This is a genomic window from Bremerella volcania (assembly GCF_007748115.1).
Taxonomy (GTDB): Bacteria; Planctomycetota; Planctomycetia; order Pirellulales; family Pirellulaceae; genus Bremerella; species Bremerella volcania.
In genome coordinates this window covers 629427-645066 of record NZ_CP036289.1, presented here as the reverse complement: position 1 = coordinate 645066, position 15640 = coordinate 629427, and the positions used below count along the sequence as shown (strand labels likewise).

The 15640-nt window shown below is 57.5% G+C and carries 13 protein-coding genes; 8 read left to right on the top strand and 5 right to left on the bottom strand.

Features of this window, described 5'->3' with window-relative positions; genetic code table 11:
* Position 1 precedes the first annotated feature (1 nt).
* Positions 2 to 1465, top strand: coding sequence for an ArnT family glycosyltransferase (locus Pan97_RS02635; RefSeq protein ID WP_144970503.1), 1464 nt, complete (start codon positions 2 to 4; stop codon positions 1463 to 1465).
* Here the strand turns inward: Pan97_RS02635 and Pan97_RS02630 are convergent.
* The 3 genes from Pan97_RS02630 to Pan97_RS02620 form a co-directional block, all read right to left on the bottom strand.
* Positions 1462 to 2304 carry a purine-nucleoside phosphorylase gene (locus Pan97_RS02630; protein ID WP_144970500.1) on the bottom strand — a complete coding sequence of 281 codons (843 nt, stop codon included), beginning with the start codon at positions 2302 to 2304 and terminating at the stop codon, positions 1462 to 1464. The two genes, Pan97_RS02635 and Pan97_RS02630, sit on opposite strands and share 4 nt — an antisense overlap.
* Before the next feature lie 81 nt (positions 2305 to 2385).
* Positions 2386 to 3216, bottom strand: coding sequence for a purine-nucleoside phosphorylase (locus Pan97_RS02625; RefSeq protein ID WP_144970497.1), 831 nt, complete (start codon positions 3214 to 3216; stop codon positions 2386 to 2388).
* Between the two features lie 234 nt (positions 3217 to 3450).
* Positions 3451 to 4095, bottom strand: coding sequence for a DUF2500 family protein (locus Pan97_RS02620; protein ID WP_144970495.1), 645 nt, complete (start codon positions 4093 to 4095; stop codon positions 3451 to 3453).
* Positions 4096 to 4272: 177 nt separating this feature from the next.
* Here Pan97_RS02620 and Pan97_RS02615 point away from each other — a divergent pair, with 177 nt between their 5' ends.
* Entirely contained in the window at positions 4273 to 5571 is a 1299-nt protein-coding gene (locus tag Pan97_RS02615) for a molybdopterin-binding domain-containing protein (RefSeq protein WP_144970493.1), read from the top strand.
* A 19-nt stretch (positions 5572 to 5590) separates the two neighbouring features.
* Here Pan97_RS02615 and Pan97_RS02610 read toward each other — a convergent pair whose 3' ends face one another.
* Positions 5591 to 5833, bottom strand: a complete 243-nt coding sequence (locus Pan97_RS02610; RefSeq protein WP_144970491.1) for a hypothetical protein — start codon at positions 5831 to 5833, stop codon at positions 5591 to 5593.
* Between the two features lie 435 nt (positions 5834 to 6268).
* Between Pan97_RS02610 and Pan97_RS02605 the strand changes: the two genes are divergently transcribed.
* Together Pan97_RS02605 and Pan97_RS02600 are read left to right on the top strand one after the other, a co-directional pair.
* Positions 6269 to 7114: a sugar phosphate isomerase/epimerase family protein gene (locus tag Pan97_RS02605; RefSeq protein WP_144970489.1), complete on the top strand. Its 846-nt coding sequence runs from the start codon at positions 6269 to 6271 to the stop codon at positions 7112 to 7114.
* A 74-nt stretch (positions 7115 to 7188) separates the two neighbouring features.
* Positions 7189 to 7719: an SLOG cluster 4 domain-containing protein gene (locus tag Pan97_RS02600; RefSeq protein WP_144970487.1), complete on the top strand. Its 531-nt coding sequence runs from the start codon at positions 7189 to 7191 to the stop codon at positions 7717 to 7719.
* Here Pan97_RS02600 and Pan97_RS02595 read toward each other — a convergent pair.
* Positions 7708 to 9153: a sulfatase gene (locus tag Pan97_RS02595; protein WP_144970485.1), complete on the bottom strand. Its 1446-nt coding sequence runs from the start codon at positions 9151 to 9153 to the stop codon at positions 7708 to 7710. The two genes, Pan97_RS02600 and Pan97_RS02595, sit on opposite strands and share 12 nt — an antisense overlap.
* A 196-nt stretch (positions 9154 to 9349) precedes the next feature.
* Here Pan97_RS02595 and Pan97_RS02590 point away from each other — a divergent pair, with 196 nt between their 5' ends.
* The 4 genes from Pan97_RS02590 (at position 9350) to Pan97_RS02575 (ending at position 15503) form a co-directional block, all read left to right on the top strand.
* The gene (locus tag Pan97_RS02590) at positions 9350 to 10702 is read left to right on the top strand and encodes an NHL repeat-containing protein (protein ID WP_144970483.1); all 1353 of its coding nucleotides are present in this window, start codon (positions 9350 to 9352) and stop codon (positions 10700 to 10702) included.
* Positions 10703 to 10741: 39 nt separating this feature from the next.
* Positions 10742 to 12403 (top strand): CRTAC1 family protein, encoded by a 1662-nt coding sequence (locus Pan97_RS02585; RefSeq protein ID WP_144970481.1) that lies wholly within the window; start codon positions 10742 to 10744, stop codon positions 12401 to 12403.
* Between the two features lie 86 nt (positions 12404 to 12489).
* On the top strand, positions 12490 to 14928 hold the full coding sequence (locus tag Pan97_RS02580; RefSeq protein WP_144970479.1) for a hypothetical protein: 2439 nt from the start codon (positions 12490 to 12492) through the stop codon (positions 14926 to 14928).
* A gap of 17 nt (positions 14929 to 14945) precedes the next feature.
* A complete protein-coding gene (locus tag Pan97_RS02575; protein ID WP_144970477.1) occupies positions 14946 to 15503 on the top strand; it encodes a hypothetical protein in 558 nt (185 codons plus the stop codon).
* The last annotated feature ends 137 nt before the right edge of the window (positions 15504 to 15640 follow it).

Sequence of the window (15640 nt, the reverse complement as noted above, 5' to 3'; positions counted from 1 at the left end):
AGTGGAAGCAACGGATTGCCAAAGTGTTCACGGATGGACATCCCTGCAGAAAGGTCTCTTCGCGGCCCTGCTGGTCGCTGCGTTTCTCTTTCAAATTACCTTGATGCGCGAGGGGCACGACTGGGGTGGTGACTTCGCCCAGTACTTGAGCCACGCTCGGAATCTGGCTACCTATCACGACTACGCCGATACCGGGTACGTCTACAATCCCGATGCCGCCGTTATCGGACCGCGCGCCTACCCGCCGATCTTTCCGCTGTTCCTAGCGCCGATCTACGCGATCTTTGGCGTCAACTACACCGCGTTTCGCGTCGCGATGATCTTGCTCTTCGTTCCGATGGTGGGCGTCTCGACGATTCTGTTTGCGCGGCGACTGTCGGCGACGGCGTCCCTTTGCTTTACCGGCTTGATCGGTTTTTGTCCGATCTTCTGGGACTTTCATCTCTCCATCCTTTCCGAGCATCTGTTCGTGCTGTGGTGGATGCTGACCTTTTACGTCTACCAGCGCTACCGCGGAAACACGGATCAACCTTCCCAGCACTTAGGTCCGGCGATCCTCACAGGCCTGCTGATCTATCTTGCCATCGGCACACGGACCGTCGGGATTGTTCTGCCCCCTGCCCTGCTCGTGACCGAGGCCATCCTCTATCGTCGGCTGACTCGCTTCGCCGTGATTAGCATCACGGCTGCGATTGTCTTTTATGCGATCCATAAGTTTCTGCTGCCGGTCGGCGGCTCCGGGTATCTCGATCAGCTTTCCGAAATCAATCTCCGCTCCCTTGCTTCGAATCTATTTTCTGACTCGGTCTCCTTTGTTTTCTTCTGGAAGAACGGCTTCGCCAAGTGGCTCACCGCGGCAACCGGCCTGGTCCTTACCGTTGTCGGCCTCATTGGCTTCTGCAAAGAAAGCTGGCCCAGGCCGCAGCTGCTGGCGATTGCCAGCGTGTTCTATTTTCTGCTGATCGTGGTTTGGCCTGGTGCCAATGGCATTCGCATGATCTGGCCCCTGCTTCCAGGCTTCTTGTTTTGGGTTCTTTACGCGCTCGAGAATGTTCCGACATCAACCCAGTGGCGAAAGATCTGCCTGACTGTTTTCGTTATCTTCACGCTGGCCTGCTATGCCGGTCAGTACAGCGCTTCCGAATTCGGACTCTTGGAAGGGCCAGAGATCCCTGCCGCGCAACAGCTGTTCGCCGAAGTCACGACCAGCGTCAAGCCGGAAGAGGTGTGCCTGTTCTTCAAACCACGCGTTCTGGCCTTTTACACGCGTCGCAGTTCGATCGGGTATCCCATTCAATTAAGCCCCGAGTCACTCGATCGGACGCTGGAGACAGGGCCGGTCGACGTCGTCATCACCAAGAGCGAGCAGCTAGTAGAACTCGAGCCGCTTCTCACGCAGCGTGGCTTCCACGTCGACTGGTCGAATGCCGAGTTTCAGCTGTGGCGAAAGAATGCCACGCCTTAAACGGCCGCCAGTTGGTCTTGCTGTTCCCAGAGAACTTCTTTCACGATGTAACGCAGACGAGGCTCCGCGGCCTGGGCGGCTCGGATAACGTCGTACTTGCCGACACAACCCAGATTATCTGGCAGGCAGATGTTGGTCACCGTCGAAAGGGCCAGCACGCGCAAACCAACCTGGGCCGCGACGATCGCCTCCGGCACGGTGCTCATGCCGACCACATCGGCCCCGATCTTCTTCAAAAAACGATACTCGCTCCGCGTTTCGTAGTTCGGACCAGTCATGGCCGCGTAGACCCCGCGATGATGCTTGATCCCTTCACGCCGGGCAATGCGAGCGGCCGCGTCGAGAAGCTCTTTATCGTACGGGCTCGACATGTCAGGGAATCGTTTGCCGAGATTCGGATCGCCGTGCCCGATAAGCGGATTGCGCCACATGAAGTTGATGTGGTCTTCCATCAGCATGATGTCGCCGCTTTGATACGTCGGGTTCATGCCGCCGCTGGCGTTGCTGACCACCAGGATACTGGCCCCCAGCGCCTTCATCACGCGAACCGGCAGGGTAATCATTTCCAACGAGTACCCTTCGTAAACATGAAAACGGCCCTCCATGACCAACACTGGGACCGTGCCCAGTCGTCCACATACGAGTCGCCCTTTGTGGCTCAGGGCGGTAGAAGATGGAATGTGCGGTAGGTCTTCGTAGTCGATCGTTACTTCAACATCGACGCCGTCGGTCAACGTACCGAGCCCTGTCCCTAAAATGATTCCAGCCAAAGGACGTTCGTTCCATCGACGCCGGATGGCAGCCGCCAAATCCTCGACCTGGGCTCTAAGCTTGAACAAACATCAACTCCTGTCCCCCCTCACCTGGCCCTCTTCCCGACGCAGCGAGGGGACCAGAGGAGCGGAACGCTTGCGGCCAAGTTACTTCCCGGCATACTCCGTCAGCACACCTTTGACCAGCGTTCGCAGCTTCGGTTCTGCTTTGTTGGCGATTGCAATGATTTCGGCCACGTCAGCTGGCTTCAAAGCATCCGGCAGGCACAAGTCGGTAACGATCGAAAAGCCAACCGTCTTCAGCCCGCAGTGAACCGCGACGATCACTTCCGGAACGGTACTCATGCCGACCAGGTCCGCCCCGATCCCCCGCAGAAAACGATACTCAGCTCGCGTTTCGAGGTTTGGCCCGGCAACCGCGACGAAAACACCACGATGCGCGACGATGTCTTCCTTGCGAGCAATCCCCAAGGCTTTGTCGATCAACTCGTGATCGTAAGGGGCACACATGTCAGGGAAGCGTGGCCCGAGCCGATCGTCGTTGATCCCGATCAGCGGGTTATCCCCCATCAAGTTGATGTGGTCGTCGATCAGAACGATGTCGCCGCAGTTGTAAAACGGGTTCATGCCGCCCGCCGCGTTCGAGCACAACAGCAGTTCGGCGCCCAGGGCCTTCATCACGCGTACCGGCAGGGTTATCTGCTTCAACGAGTACCCTTCGTACATGTGGAATCGACCTTCCATCGCCACGACGGGAACACCACAGAGGGTGCCGCAAACCAAACGGCCGCGATGGCTGGTGGCCGTGGAAGCCGCAAAGTGCGGGATGTCGGTGTATTCAAACGAGGCTTCTTCATCGATCTCTTCGACCAAGCCGCCCAACCCGGTGCCCAGGATGATGCCAGCCTTGGGGGTCTTGTTCCATTTCGCTTGGATAACTTTCAGCGCATCCTGGATTTTGTCGTACAGATCGAGCATGTGCGGGCGTTCCCGTTTTAGATTCGATAGATGGGCAAACGTAGCCTCCGATTATGCCACGTTCCCTTCGAGCGACAAGTCCCGGCATGTTCTGGAGGGGATGAAGGAAAAAAGTAAGAGATTTCAACCACGGATTACACCGATGGGCACGGATGAAAAGTCAATAAACTTCTAGTTTTATCCGTGCCCATCGGTGTAATCCGTGGCCCGTCTTTTTCCTTCTTCTCTCCGTGGCTAGATCCGCACGCGGTCGAAATCCACGGCGAACTGTTCGCGAGAAAAAAGAATTCCCGCGTCATCTTCCGAAATGCGGCCGTACAGACTTCCGTCGTAAATCATAAATTCCTTGCGCTCGCCATCTTCAAACTCAACCGTTGCGAAGTAGGCCGTGCTGGCGGAACTATCTCCGCTTCCGCCGGAAACCTGGGTGCGTTTGCCAACGATAATCGCCGGAACGGCTTCCACTTTCCCGCTGCTCATCGATTTGAATCGCTTGAACATCGTCACCGCCATGAACACGCCAAATGCGCACATGCCCAGCGGCACGAGTCCCATGCAAAACGGAAAGAGCGCGAAGGGAAAGGATTGTTCACTCAGGCTGAACATCCCCCCCACGCCGATCACCATGATCGACATAAAGAGCGCACCACCGCAGAACAAGGTGAAAAATACGCCGATGAAGATCAGCGGAAAGATGCCAGGCTTAGGCAGTTTCTCGATGCGCTGCGCCGAGAGACGATCGGCATACAGAGGTGACTGCTTGACGCGCCGGAAAATGTCCTGATCGTGCTGCTGGCTGGGTGGGGTCGTGCGTGAACCGCAATACTCACAAGTGAGTGAGTCTTCCGGCAAACTGGCTCCACAACTTGGGCACTTCATGGGGGTGATGGCTCCTGATCGGCATACGACAAGTAGGATGCTGGGCAAGCGGGTATTCGTTTCAAGTTAGCGAATATTGACGTTCAATTCGATGACAGGCCCCGATTTTTAGGAACGCCCGGTTATACTGGCAAAAACAAATTGCATCTGCTTCACCCCCCAAACATGCCCAATCGGATGACCGAAACGGAAACTGCAAAGCTTGAGCTTCATCACGACGTCCCCTGCCCTGGCTGTGGATGCTTATGCGATGACCTGACGATCGGTCTGGCTGCCGGCGCGGTGAAATCAATCGAGCCTGCCTGCGCGATGGCGACGGCATACTACCGGCAGAAGCACGTTTCGTCAGACGACTGCCGCATCGACGGCAACATGGCCACGATCATGGAAGCCTACCAGCGCGCGGCCGAAATCCTGCAAGCTGCCAAAGCTCCCCTCTTCTTCGGGCTTGGTGAAACGTCGAGCGAAGCCGTTCGCAAAGCGATCGACCTGGCCGACCTCACCGGCGGGATCGTCGATGCTTCGCACCCGACCTTCTACGATCCGACCGGACGCACGATTCAAACGACGGGACTGGTGACCTGTTCGCTGGGTGAAATCCGTCAGCGCGCCGACCTGGTGGTCTTCTGGGGATGCGATCCGCTGACCACTCACCTGCGTCACTGGGAGCGGTACAGCGCTGAAGCAACCGGACGCTTCGTGCCTGGCGGAAGAAGCGATCGCACGCTGATTGGTATCGGCAGTCGGAACAAAACAACCGACGCCTGCGACGCGTTCATCCCGCTTGAACCGTCGCAGCAAATCGCGGCGCTGCATCATTTGATATCGCTCGCTCAAGGGAAGCCTGAGAACCAGAGCATCGTTGATGCGAAGTTGGGAGACGCAGCCGAGCCTTTTGGACAGCTCTACGAGCAACTCCGCAGCGCGAAGTATTTTGTTTTCGTGCTGGGTGAAGCGTTCCTCCGCAAAGAAGCAGGCCGGATTCCGTTGGAACTGCTTGCCCAGTTCGTGCGCCCCATGCATGAACAAACGCGAGGTGCGATCTCCATCTTGCGGCCAGGCCCCAACTGGGTTGGTGCGGGCGGCGTGGTTGCTTCACGAACCGGCTACCCTGGCGGTGCCGCGCTGACGCAAGGCATTCCCCAGTTCGATCCCGACAACCTTTCGGCCACCAGGCTACTCACGCAAAACCGCGTCGATGCGGCGGTGCTCTGGGAAGGTCCTTGGCTGGCCGATCTGCCAGAGGCCGCACGCCTGGCGCTGGCGAAGATACCAACGGTGGTCTTGGGACATCGCCTGCTGGGAACCGACTTCACGCCGAGCGTGTTCATTCCCATTAAAAGACCAGGCTACAGCGATGGCGGAACGATGTCTCGCATGGATGATATGCCGCTTCCGGTGCGAGTTCTCATTCAGGAAGATCTTCCGGCGGCAGAGGAAGCAGTTCAGGCCATCTTGGAGAGGGCGTCGGCCTGATGAAGAAGGAGCTTCTGCTCTAAGGCAATAAGGCAATCGTAAAACCAATCCCGTAAACCAACGCGTGAATCACGAGAAACGTTGCGTATTGGCGAACTTCCGGCTTTTGAGCAAGCTGAGTAACAGGACGCAATGTGTTCTCCTTATCCAAGAGAAAATCCGAGGGAAGCCGTTTCCTTGAAATCGCTTCCTGAGGGGTAGGAATCGCGTCCTGCGACATGGCGAAAGGTGGGTTGCTGATAGCCAACTCCACTATAGGCATCTGCGTCTCCAAGTTAAGGCCCTTTTGCACTTCGGCGGTAATATTTCTGTAAACGACTTCGCTTTCGCACTTTTACACCAAGTATGCAACTTGCTCTTTGTACGAAAGACACTGAATATGCCCCGGTTTTTCCGCTTGTAAGGGGGAAATACCGCACGCTGGGGGAAGATGCATGAACTTGCAAATTCACACCTGCATGCTGGACTCGTAGCACACCCATTCGCCGCAGCGCTACAAGAGGCAATCAGGTTATCGCGTCTCGACGGGATGCGTTGCGAAAAAACAACGCGCGATTCCCCGATGTTCGTCGCGCGAAACTGGGCAAATTGCCCAAGAGAACTCAACCTCCCTATTAGGATGAAACCGCCAAGATGGGCAGTTATAATGAGCCGTCCATCGAAAACCCTCCTCCCTTTCCGCAAAGGATCAACCATCATGGTGCTCTCTCGTCGTCAATTCCTGGCCACTGCTTCCGCAGCCATCGCCGCGACTGCCATCCCCGGCCGAAGCGCGTGGGCCAAGTACGATCCCGATCGCTTCCCTGGTTTCAAGGTCGGGCTGCAAAGCTATTCGCTGCGTGGATTCGACGTCGACAAAGCCATCAACACGGCCGGTGAACTCGGTTGTGCTCACCTCGAGTTCTACGGCGGTCACTTCTCGCCTGGCTCTTCGGCTGACGACATCGCGGCCATGAAGAAAAAGATGGCCGACCATGGCATGATCATGCTGGGGCATGGCGTCCACGGCTTCAGCAAGGATCACGCCAAGAACGAAGCCCTCTTCAAGTTCGCCAAAGCCGCCGGCATCAAGAACCTGTCGGCCGATCCATCGCCTGACTCGTTCGAGAGCTTGAACAAGCTGGTCGATCAGTACGACATCCGCATCGCCATTCACAACCATGGTCCGTCGCATCGCTACAACACGGCCCTCGACGTTCTCAACGCGGTCAAAGATCACGATCCCCGCATTGGCGCGTGTGCCGATCTGGGCCACTACATTCGTAGCGGCGAAGACCCCGTGGAAGTGATTCGCCTTTTGAAAGGTCGCTTGTTCGGTATCCACCTGAAGGATTTCGCCGAACAGAAGGAACGTACCAAGGGGGTCATCCTGGGCGAAGGGCATCTCGACGTCGTGGGTGTCTTCCGCGCCTTGAAGCAGGTCGAATTCCCAGCCGACGGCTGCTTGTCGTTGGAATACGAAGAGAACCCCAAGGATCCGGTCGAAGACATTCGCCAGTGCCTGACCATCGCTTCCGATGCCTGTAAGACGGCTGCATCGTAACGCTTCCGGCTGACAACTTTCAGGCCGCCGATGGCTATGACCTCGGCGGCTTTTCTTTTGGGAGCGAAGCGAAGATGAAGGTACAGAGACTGCCCATCGTCGGTGTGATGGGCTCTGGAAAGGACGACCATCTTGAACTCTCCCTGGAGTTGGGCTGGCTGCTGGGAACGCTAGGCGTCCATCTGCTCACCGGCGGAGGCCGCGGTACCATGGCCGCCGTCAGCGAGGCCTTCGCGCGAACGCATGACCGCCGCGGCATGGTATTGGGAATCCTTCCGTCCGACCATTCCCGCACGAAGCCCAAGGCAGATTATCCCAACGATTGGGTCGAGATTCCGATCGTCACGCACTTGCCCCACAGCGGCGAGCGCGGAACCGAGTCAACATCCCGCAACCACATCAATATCCTGACGTCCGATGCCATCGTTGCCTTGCCCGGCGGGCCAGGCACCTCCACCGAAGTGCAACTGGCCATACGCTACGGCAAACCGATCATCGCCTATCTAGGCACGACGGGCGGCATCCCAGACTTGCCCCAAGATGTTGCCGTCGCGACCACCATCGATCAGGTTGAAGCCTTCCTGCGATCAGTTCTACTCGATTGACTTCAGCTTCTTGTCCAATCGCGACTGCAGTTCCGCCAGCGTCTGGGCGTGCTGAGAATCCTTTGCCAGGTTATGAAACTGCTGCGGATCGTTCTGCATGTCGTATAGCTCGACGCTATCGTTGCCATAGCGAATCAGCGCCCAGCGATCGGTTCGCAGCAGGTGATCGTCTCGATTTCGCAGCGTGTAAACCTCGTCGTGAATCGTTGACGTAGGATCGCTCCAAACCGAGGCCAAACTCTTCCCCTGCACATGCGCGGGAATGCTGAGGCCGCATAGCTCGGCAAGAGTCGGATAGATGTCGATCTGCTGGCTCAACGCTGCCGTCGTCGCCGCGTCCTTGCCAGGCACGCGAACGATCAGCGGGATGCGCGTCGACTCCTCGTGCAGGCTCATCTTCTGCCAGAACTCATGCTCGCCCAGATGATACCCATGGTCGGCGGTGAAGACGACGATCGTATTCTTATCCAGGCCCAACCGATCGAGCGCGGCAACCATCTTGCCAACCTGAGCATCCATGAACGTGACCGCAGCGTAGTAAGCTTCCAGCACCTTCTGCTTTTTGAGCTGCGTATCGAGACCACTGCCGGCGCTGTTCTTTACGATGCCGGCCCTGGGGATATCGTCCCAGTCGCCGTCGAGTTGCTTCGGCAAGTTCATCTTTTCGGCCGGGTAGTCTTCAAAGAACGAGGCCGGGGCAACCAGCGGAACATGCGGACGCACCAGGCCGACCGCCAGAAAGAACGGCTGCTTGTCCTTGGCCCGTGCTTCCAGAATCTCGATCGCCTTGGCCGAGGCCTTCATGTCGGCCTGCTCGGCACCATCGCCCGGCGTTTTGACGACATAGAACGCCCCCCCATAGCCCAGCCCATAGTGAATGTCGCGGTTGGGATCTGGCTTCAACCGTCCTTTGTCCAGGTGCGCGTGCTCTCCCTCGCTCCACTGCTCCGGGGCCTGGCAGTTAAACCGCTCGGTCCACGACGCGGCATGATCGGGGCCATCGACGCCAGCGGTAATATCACCGGGCACACGCATGTGATAGATCTTGCTCACGCGAGCCGTGTAGTAGCCGTTGTCTCTGAAATGCTGAGCCAACGTCGGCCGATCCCCTAAGTTCTTAGTGAACTTATCGGAAGCCCCATTCGAGGTCACCCCAATTACTTGGGCATACATGCCTGACATCAGCGAGGCCCGCGAGGGACCACACACCGGATACTGCGTAAAGGTTCGCCCGAACTTCATCCCCCGCGAAGCCAACGCATCGATATTGGGCGAATGACACTGCTGGTTTCCATAACACCCCAGCGACTGACTGCCGAGGTCATCGGAAATGATGAACAGCACGTTGGGCTTCTCGGCCCGCGCAAACTGACTGAGCAACGTGAAGACCAGAAGCAAACTGAAGACGAGCGATGGAAAGCGAGTCGCAGGCATGATTCCTCCGAGATGAGAATTGGGTGGTAGGCAGCCTGATTATAGTTGTCTGTTTTGCGGCGGTCCAAGATTACACGATGCGAAGTTCCCGGCTTGGCAAAAAACTTTGTTTTCGCCGAACGACTTCTTTAGAATCTACGCAGCCTGCTCTTAACGCCTTCCTTCTTATCGCCCCTCCCATCGTAGGATTCAACGCATGCCCACTCCTCACTCATGGCTTTTTGCGAGCTGGTTCGTCGCTTTGCTCGTGCTCTGCTATCAAGCCGACTCCTTTGCCGAAGAACCTCTTTCGGCCCAAGCTATCACCGTCGAAGGCAATTTCCTAAAGGCCCCGCAGAAGCCATCAACGACAACCGATTACACGATCGCCAAGACTAAGCCCACGGTGCGATTCGTACAAATCCCACTTCCCAACACGCCGGCCGATCCGTGGTCGATTTGGGGATATGGCCTGTTGCATTCTAGTGGCAAGTTCTACGTCCCGCTGGGCGATCACCTGGGGATCGATGCCAACTCGTACCTGTACCAGTACGATCCGTCGACTCACTCCATTCGCCAGGTTGCCGACCTTCAATCCGCGGTCGCGTCTTTCAAGTCAGGCAACTTTGGTTTCGGCAAAATCCATGGCCGCTTGAATGAAGGAGCCGACGGCAACATCTACATGGCAACCTACTGGGGGCAGTGGCGTAACGAGAGCGATCGTTACGAGGGAGATCGCGTTTTTCGATTTAACCCCCAAACCGGTGAAATGACCGACTTGGGCATGCCCAAGTATGGCTGGGGCTATCCATCGACACACTATAGCGCGAAGCACAACCTGCTGTACGCCGAAGCCCATCAGCGCAAAGGCAACTCGAAAGGGGATCCGAAAAACGATTACGTCGCTGCCGACTACAAGAGCTATAAAGATCCTTACCACGTCGAGTTCCTGGTGTACGACACGGCGACACGCAAGGTCGTCTTCCATGGCGAACACCAAGGTCTGAGCTACGGGCGAGACTTCTTCGTCGATGCCGACGGCAACGCCTACTGGAACAACGGCGACGGCTCGCTGCAGAAGTACGATCCCGAAACGAACCAGGTCACGAAGTCCCAGGCCAAGATGCCAGGCTCCAAGATCCGTCGAACGGTCGGCCCGGACGAGAACGGCATGCTGTACGGGGTAACCAACGACACGCACGAGATCTTTCAGTTCGATCCTAAACGTGACAAGGTCCGCACGATCTGCAAGGCGTGGGCCGATAGTCCCGCGATGGATGTGACTCGCGACGGCAAGTTCCTCTACACGATTCCCGGCGGGCATGGCCCCTCGTCAGGGACGCCTCTAATTCAGGTCAACGTACAGGATGGTTCGCAAAAGGTGATTGCCTTCCTGCACGATGCCGTTTGGAAGCAAACCAACTTCAACCTCGGCGGAACCTATTGCCTGCAACTGAGCGAAGATGGATCGAAGGCGATGATCGGCTTCAATGGTAAAGTCGATTCCCTGAAGAAGGCCTGGGGGGAACTGGCCGTGGTCGAGATCGAAATCCCTGCATCCGAGCGATAAATATTAACGCTGCGAAAGAGCGCGGCGGGAGTCTTACCGATGAGAATCAACCTACCTTGCGGCATGGCTTCGCTAATGCTGGTCTGCCTGCTGACGTCCTTCACCTTCGCTCAAGACTCGCCGTTCGTCTTCCGCGACGTTGGCAGCGAGAGCGGCGTACTGCCAACGGTCGCCGGCATTCGAGGGCACGCGGCTGCCTGGGGTGATGTCGACAATAACGGCTACCCTGATCTTTTCGTCGGCACGTTTCACGACTCCGGCTCGAAACCGAGCATGCTGCTAAGGAACGATCAGGGCAAGTTCACGCTCGATCCGCAGCAAGTCGTGCAAACCTCCGGCAGCGGCAGTGGCGCGCTGATGGCCGATTTCACCGGCGACGGCAATCTCGATCTGTTCGTCGCCAACTGTGTGAATCGCAAGGATGGAGTCCGGGCCAATCCGAGTCGCCTGTTTCGGGGCGACGGCGGAGGCAAGTTCACCGACGTCTCCGAGCAAAGCGGCACCTGTCCCCTTGGCTATGCCGGAAGAGGCGCCGCATCGCTCGATTACGACGGCGACGGTCTCTTGGATCTGTTGACCTGCGAGCAGTACTATTCATCCAACGTCCAGCGCGGCCCGGTCCTATACCGCAACCTGGGAGACATGCGATTCAAGGATGTCTCGAAACAAGCAGGCCTACCGATTGGCCTGGGTGGGCTAGGCGTCTGCGCAGCCGATGTGAATGGCGACACGATCCCCGATATCTTTCTGACGCACGGCCAGGGGGAACATCGCCTGCTTCTCGGCTCGAAAGAAGGGATCTTCCGCGAAGCACCTGGCGCACGGGAAGTCTTTCGTTGGACGATGGACAATCCGGAAGACGTCCCGGCCGGCGTCGCCATTGCCGATATCAATCGCGACCAACTTCCTGACATCGTCATCGGCCATCACTTCAGTTCCCCTTGGAAGTCTCCGGCACCGATTCGGCTGTACCTGAACCGTGGCGTCACTGATGGCGTGCCCAAGTTCGAAGAGATCACCGCTGCCGCAGGCCTCAAGCCGCTGCACATGAAAGCCCCGCACGTCGAAATCCAAGACTTCGATAACGACGGCTGGCCTGACATCTACGTCAGCATCGTCAAGTTTCAAGACGACCGCCCCTGCCCGATCATCTATCGAAACCTGGGTAAGCCAAGCGGCACACCCCAATTCGAAGTCACCGGCTGGAACGTCAACGACTTCCCCACCCAGGAAGATCTGGCCGTCAAACGAACCGGAGCATTCTTCGACAAACTGATCGCCGATCACCAGATCATCTACATGGCACCCGGTCCCACCGCCGACTTCGACCGCGACGGCAAGCTCGACATGTTCCTGCCCAACTGGTGGATCGAGTCCCCTTCGCTCCTTCTGAAAAACGAAACCCCCGGCGGCAACTGGCTACAGGTCACCGTTCAAGGCAGCGACCAAGTCAATCGCATGGGCGTCGGTACCCGCGTGAACGTCTACCCCGCCGGCAAGCTCGGCCAGCCAGACCATTTAATCGGCTCGCGCGAGATCGCCATCGGCTACGGGTATTGCTCGGGGCAGGAAGCCGTGGTGCACTTCGGCCTAGGTGAAATCGAAAAAGTCGACCTGGAGTTCATCTACCCGCACGATCAGGGACGAACCACGGGAACCGAACTGCCTGTCAATCGACGAGTCGACGTGAAAATGCCTTAAACACTTCTCATCCATTCCCTCACTGGGCATTTTTTGCCGCAAGCCAGCATCACTACTGCAGACGCTTCGACATCGGAATCCTGAACATGAACAACGATCAGCGGTGGCAAGAGCTCAAGCAGCTCAATCACGGTCCACCCAGCGAACTTGCCTTTCGCGCGTTGCTGGCACTGCTCGATACGTGGCCACCGGATGACCAGGCCGAGCCCCTCGCTTATGCCGATAAGTTCCTGAGCCAGTGGCCGGATGCCGTGCGTGCCGCGCCGTGGTCGTTGTGCAAGGCAGCTTCTCGCGGCACCGTGCTACCGACCTGGCAACTCGTCCGGACACTAAGACTCAGCAGCAATCATCTCACCAAGGGAACCGTCGACCTGGCACAACTGGCACACCACGCGAGCCTAGAACACATCACGGAGCTTAATCTGCCGAGATATTCGAGCTTCCACGAACTTTCGTTTCTCTACCATCGCGCGGAACGGTTCCCCAAACTGAAACGTCTTTGCGCGGCAGACAAGTACAACGACGCCGATGTGCGAGCCATCGCGGAATCGCCCCTCTGGCAGACGCTGGAACGGTTCGATACCGAATCAGCGATCGAGTCCTTTGCCCATGGTGAACCGAGTCGCATTGTTCCGCGGCTCGATAGCACTAGCCCTATTTCGCATCTGTCCTTAAGGGCAATCGACCTGATGGCTGCATGGGACGCCAGCGAACTACCGAAGCTTCAGTCGGTATGTGTTTTCATTCGCTCGATTGACGAAGCCAAGGCGCTCGGTGCTCGCCGGGAGTTGTCTCAGCTCCAATCTCTATCGATTGCTTTTCGCTGCGGGTTTTCAGGAAACTCACCGTTCGAACCCTTTCTCGGAACGATCATCGAAGCCGACGAGGCAGCCGCAGACGCATTCTTCAGCCAAGCCCAACTAGACCAGCTGGAAAAACTCACTATCTCCGGTTATTCGATGGGCTATTGGGGACGCGAAGGGTTAGGCGAACTCGGACTGGAGAGATTGATCCAATCGGGCCTGCTCAAGCGGCTGACCCATTTGCGACTCGAGCGTCTTCCACTGGGAGATCGCGGCGTCATGACTCTCGCGCCGGCACTTGGGACGCAGCTCGAGTCACTCGAACTGATCGATATCTACTGCAAAGGGGAAGGTGCCGCGGCGCTGGCGGGCTCGCCTGGTATGGCCTCGCTGCGGAAGCTTGATTTGTCGGGCAATCGAATCGACGCCGACCAGATCGCAAGGCTGGCCACCGTGGACATGCCGTATCTGGAGTCGCTCGATTTGAGCGGACCCGACATCAATCCCTACTACTGGAATGTGGGCGTCCAACCGATCTTGGATACCGGAGCAACGGCCTGGGCCAACAGTAAGAGCGTCCAAAACTTGAAGCGGCTTCGGCTGAGCAATTGCCATCTGACCGATACGTCGCTGGCGGCAATTTTCGATTCGTCGCAGCTACGGCAACTCACCGAACTCGACTTATCGCACAACTCGTTTACCGCAGATGGGTTCTCTCAGCTGGCTAGCTCCCCGATCTGGCAGACGCTCCATCGACTAAGCCTCAACAATTGCCGGCTCGAAAACGACGCGATCGAATCGTTGGCCCGTGTGCCGGAAGCACCGGCTCTGCGGGCGATTCAACTGGCCTACAACAGCATTGGCCCGCGTGGAGCGGCAGCGCTGGCGAGTTGGCGACTTTTGGAAAGCGTCTGGGAACTCGATCTCCACGACAATCTTATCGGAGACGAAGGTCTGATTGCTCTGGCGCAGTCGCACAATCTCACGCGCCTGCTCGAACTGGACCTCGAACAGGACTGCTGGAACAGTCGAACATTCACGTTTAGCGACCAGGCAGCCCAGGCGCTCGCCGATTCCACCTCGCTTGCACGGCTTGAAGCGATCTTCAGCGGTTGCGTCGACGAGTATCACGGTGCAGCCTATTCTCCGGGATTCAGTAAGGACGCTCTCGAGAGATTACGCCGGTCGGAATGGATGCGTCCGTCCCTTAAGGCCTCGCTCAGCGATTACTCGGAGATCGATGAATATTACGAGCAAGGCGAATTTGACGAAAACCGTAAACTGGACGAACATGACTTTCGAGGCCATCCGTTTACGTTGAACGAGCGAGAAGCGGATCATGCCGATGGTCGCATGCGGCAACTCAACGCGCCACGTCAACCCGACCGTCCCATCGACAAACTCGGCTCCCCCAAGATTAGTCCCTTGCCTCAGATCGCGGAGGACGACGAGGAGATCGAAGGGTTGGGTCTTCGTGATCCGATTCCCGTCACAGATCACTTCGCCATGATGAGGCTTTCGCTGGAAGACGAAGACCGTCCCCTTCCCAACGAGGTTGGCAAAGTTCTCTCAGTGATACGCTGGGAAGCATCTTCCGTGCGTCTTCACTGGGCAAATTTGAGTCAGGTGGCGGCAGTTCTCGACAAGCGGAAGACGGGAGCTACGTTCCCTTCGACATATCGTTCCATGTCAGCATCAAGGGAGATCTCGCCGCGCCGCTAAAGTTGATTCGCGAGGCGATGTGGTGGATCGGCGCGCCTGGCGAGCGGTGGACCGTCATGTCCGGCGACACCGAGCGGGAAGACTGGTCTCTCACGATGGCAGATCCGCAGGTAGCCACCCCGACTCGCTTTCTTCAGCTCGCCGCCCCCAAGATCTTTCGCTGGAAAGATGGCCATCGCATCGACCGAGTTGCGTTTACCAAGTCGCAGCGCGAGACGGTTCAAACGATCCTCGACGAAGCCAGTGCGGCGGAAGCGAACCCTGGCTGGCAGATGATCGCCACACCGGATGGAGGAAAAGTCTCGGTCTTCACCAAGTACCTGTCCGAAGCGGATGACTTCGACTCGCTGAACTTCCTAGTCGACGCATTGACGCCGGAAGTTACCCGGCTGGTCTATCAAGTGATGGACAAGTGCGACTTCCTCTTGTTTCCCATGGCGATCGCAACCAATACCGAAGTCGCTCAGAAGCTTGATGCCGACTGGCCAGAGGTCACGCTCGCCACCTCCGACCAGTCGCTTCACGCGATACTGGCCCAGGGACCCCAAAGCTGGTGGCAAAGCCGCGGCGAGTGACCGTTTATCCCTCGCTGAAATTGGAATCCCGAGTAATCCGATGCAGCTTGCATAACAGCAACGCTGGCATCGCCGGCCGATACGGTTTCACGGCGATTTCTCGTTCGCCCTCCCCTCGACCTACCGAATTCCTCTTG

Coding starts and splice junctions, on each gene's coding strand:
- Pan97_RS02625 (WP_144970497.1), bottom strand. CDS start 3,216: ATGCTCGATCTGTACGACAAAATCCAGGATGCGCTGAAAGTTATCCAA.
- Pan97_RS02620 (WP_144970495.1), bottom strand. CDS start 4,095: ATGAAGTGCCCAAGTTGTGGAGCCAGTTTGCCGGAAGACTCACTCACT.
- Pan97_RS02615 (WP_144970493.1), top strand. CDS start 4,273: ATGACCGAAACGGAAACTGCAAAGCTTGAGCTTCATCACGACGTCCCC.
- Pan97_RS02610 (WP_144970491.1), bottom strand. CDS start 5,833: ATGCCTATAGTGGAGTTGGCTATCAGCAACCCACCTTTCGCCATGTCG.
- Pan97_RS02605 (WP_144970489.1), top strand. CDS start 6,269: ATGGTGCTCTCTCGTCGTCAATTCCTGGCCACTGCTTCCGCAGCCATC.
- Pan97_RS02600 (WP_144970487.1), top strand. CDS start 7,189: ATGAAGGTACAGAGACTGCCCATCGTCGGTGTGATGGGCTCTGGAAAG.
- Pan97_RS02595 (WP_144970485.1), bottom strand. CDS start 9,153: ATGCCTGCGACTCGCTTTCCATCGCTCGTCTTCAGTTTGCTTCTGGTC.
- Pan97_RS02590 (WP_144970483.1), top strand. CDS start 9,350: ATGCCCACTCCTCACTCATGGCTTTTTGCGAGCTGGTTCGTCGCTTTG.
- Pan97_RS02585 (WP_144970481.1), top strand. CDS start 10,742: ATGAGAATCAACCTACCTTGCGGCATGGCTTCGCTAATGCTGGTCTGC.
- Pan97_RS02580 (WP_144970479.1), top strand. CDS start 12,490: ATGAACAACGATCAGCGGTGGCAAGAGCTCAAGCAGCTCAATCACGGT.
- Pan97_RS02575 (WP_144970477.1), top strand. CDS start 14,946: ATGTGGTGGATCGGCGCGCCTGGCGAGCGGTGGACCGTCATGTCCGGC.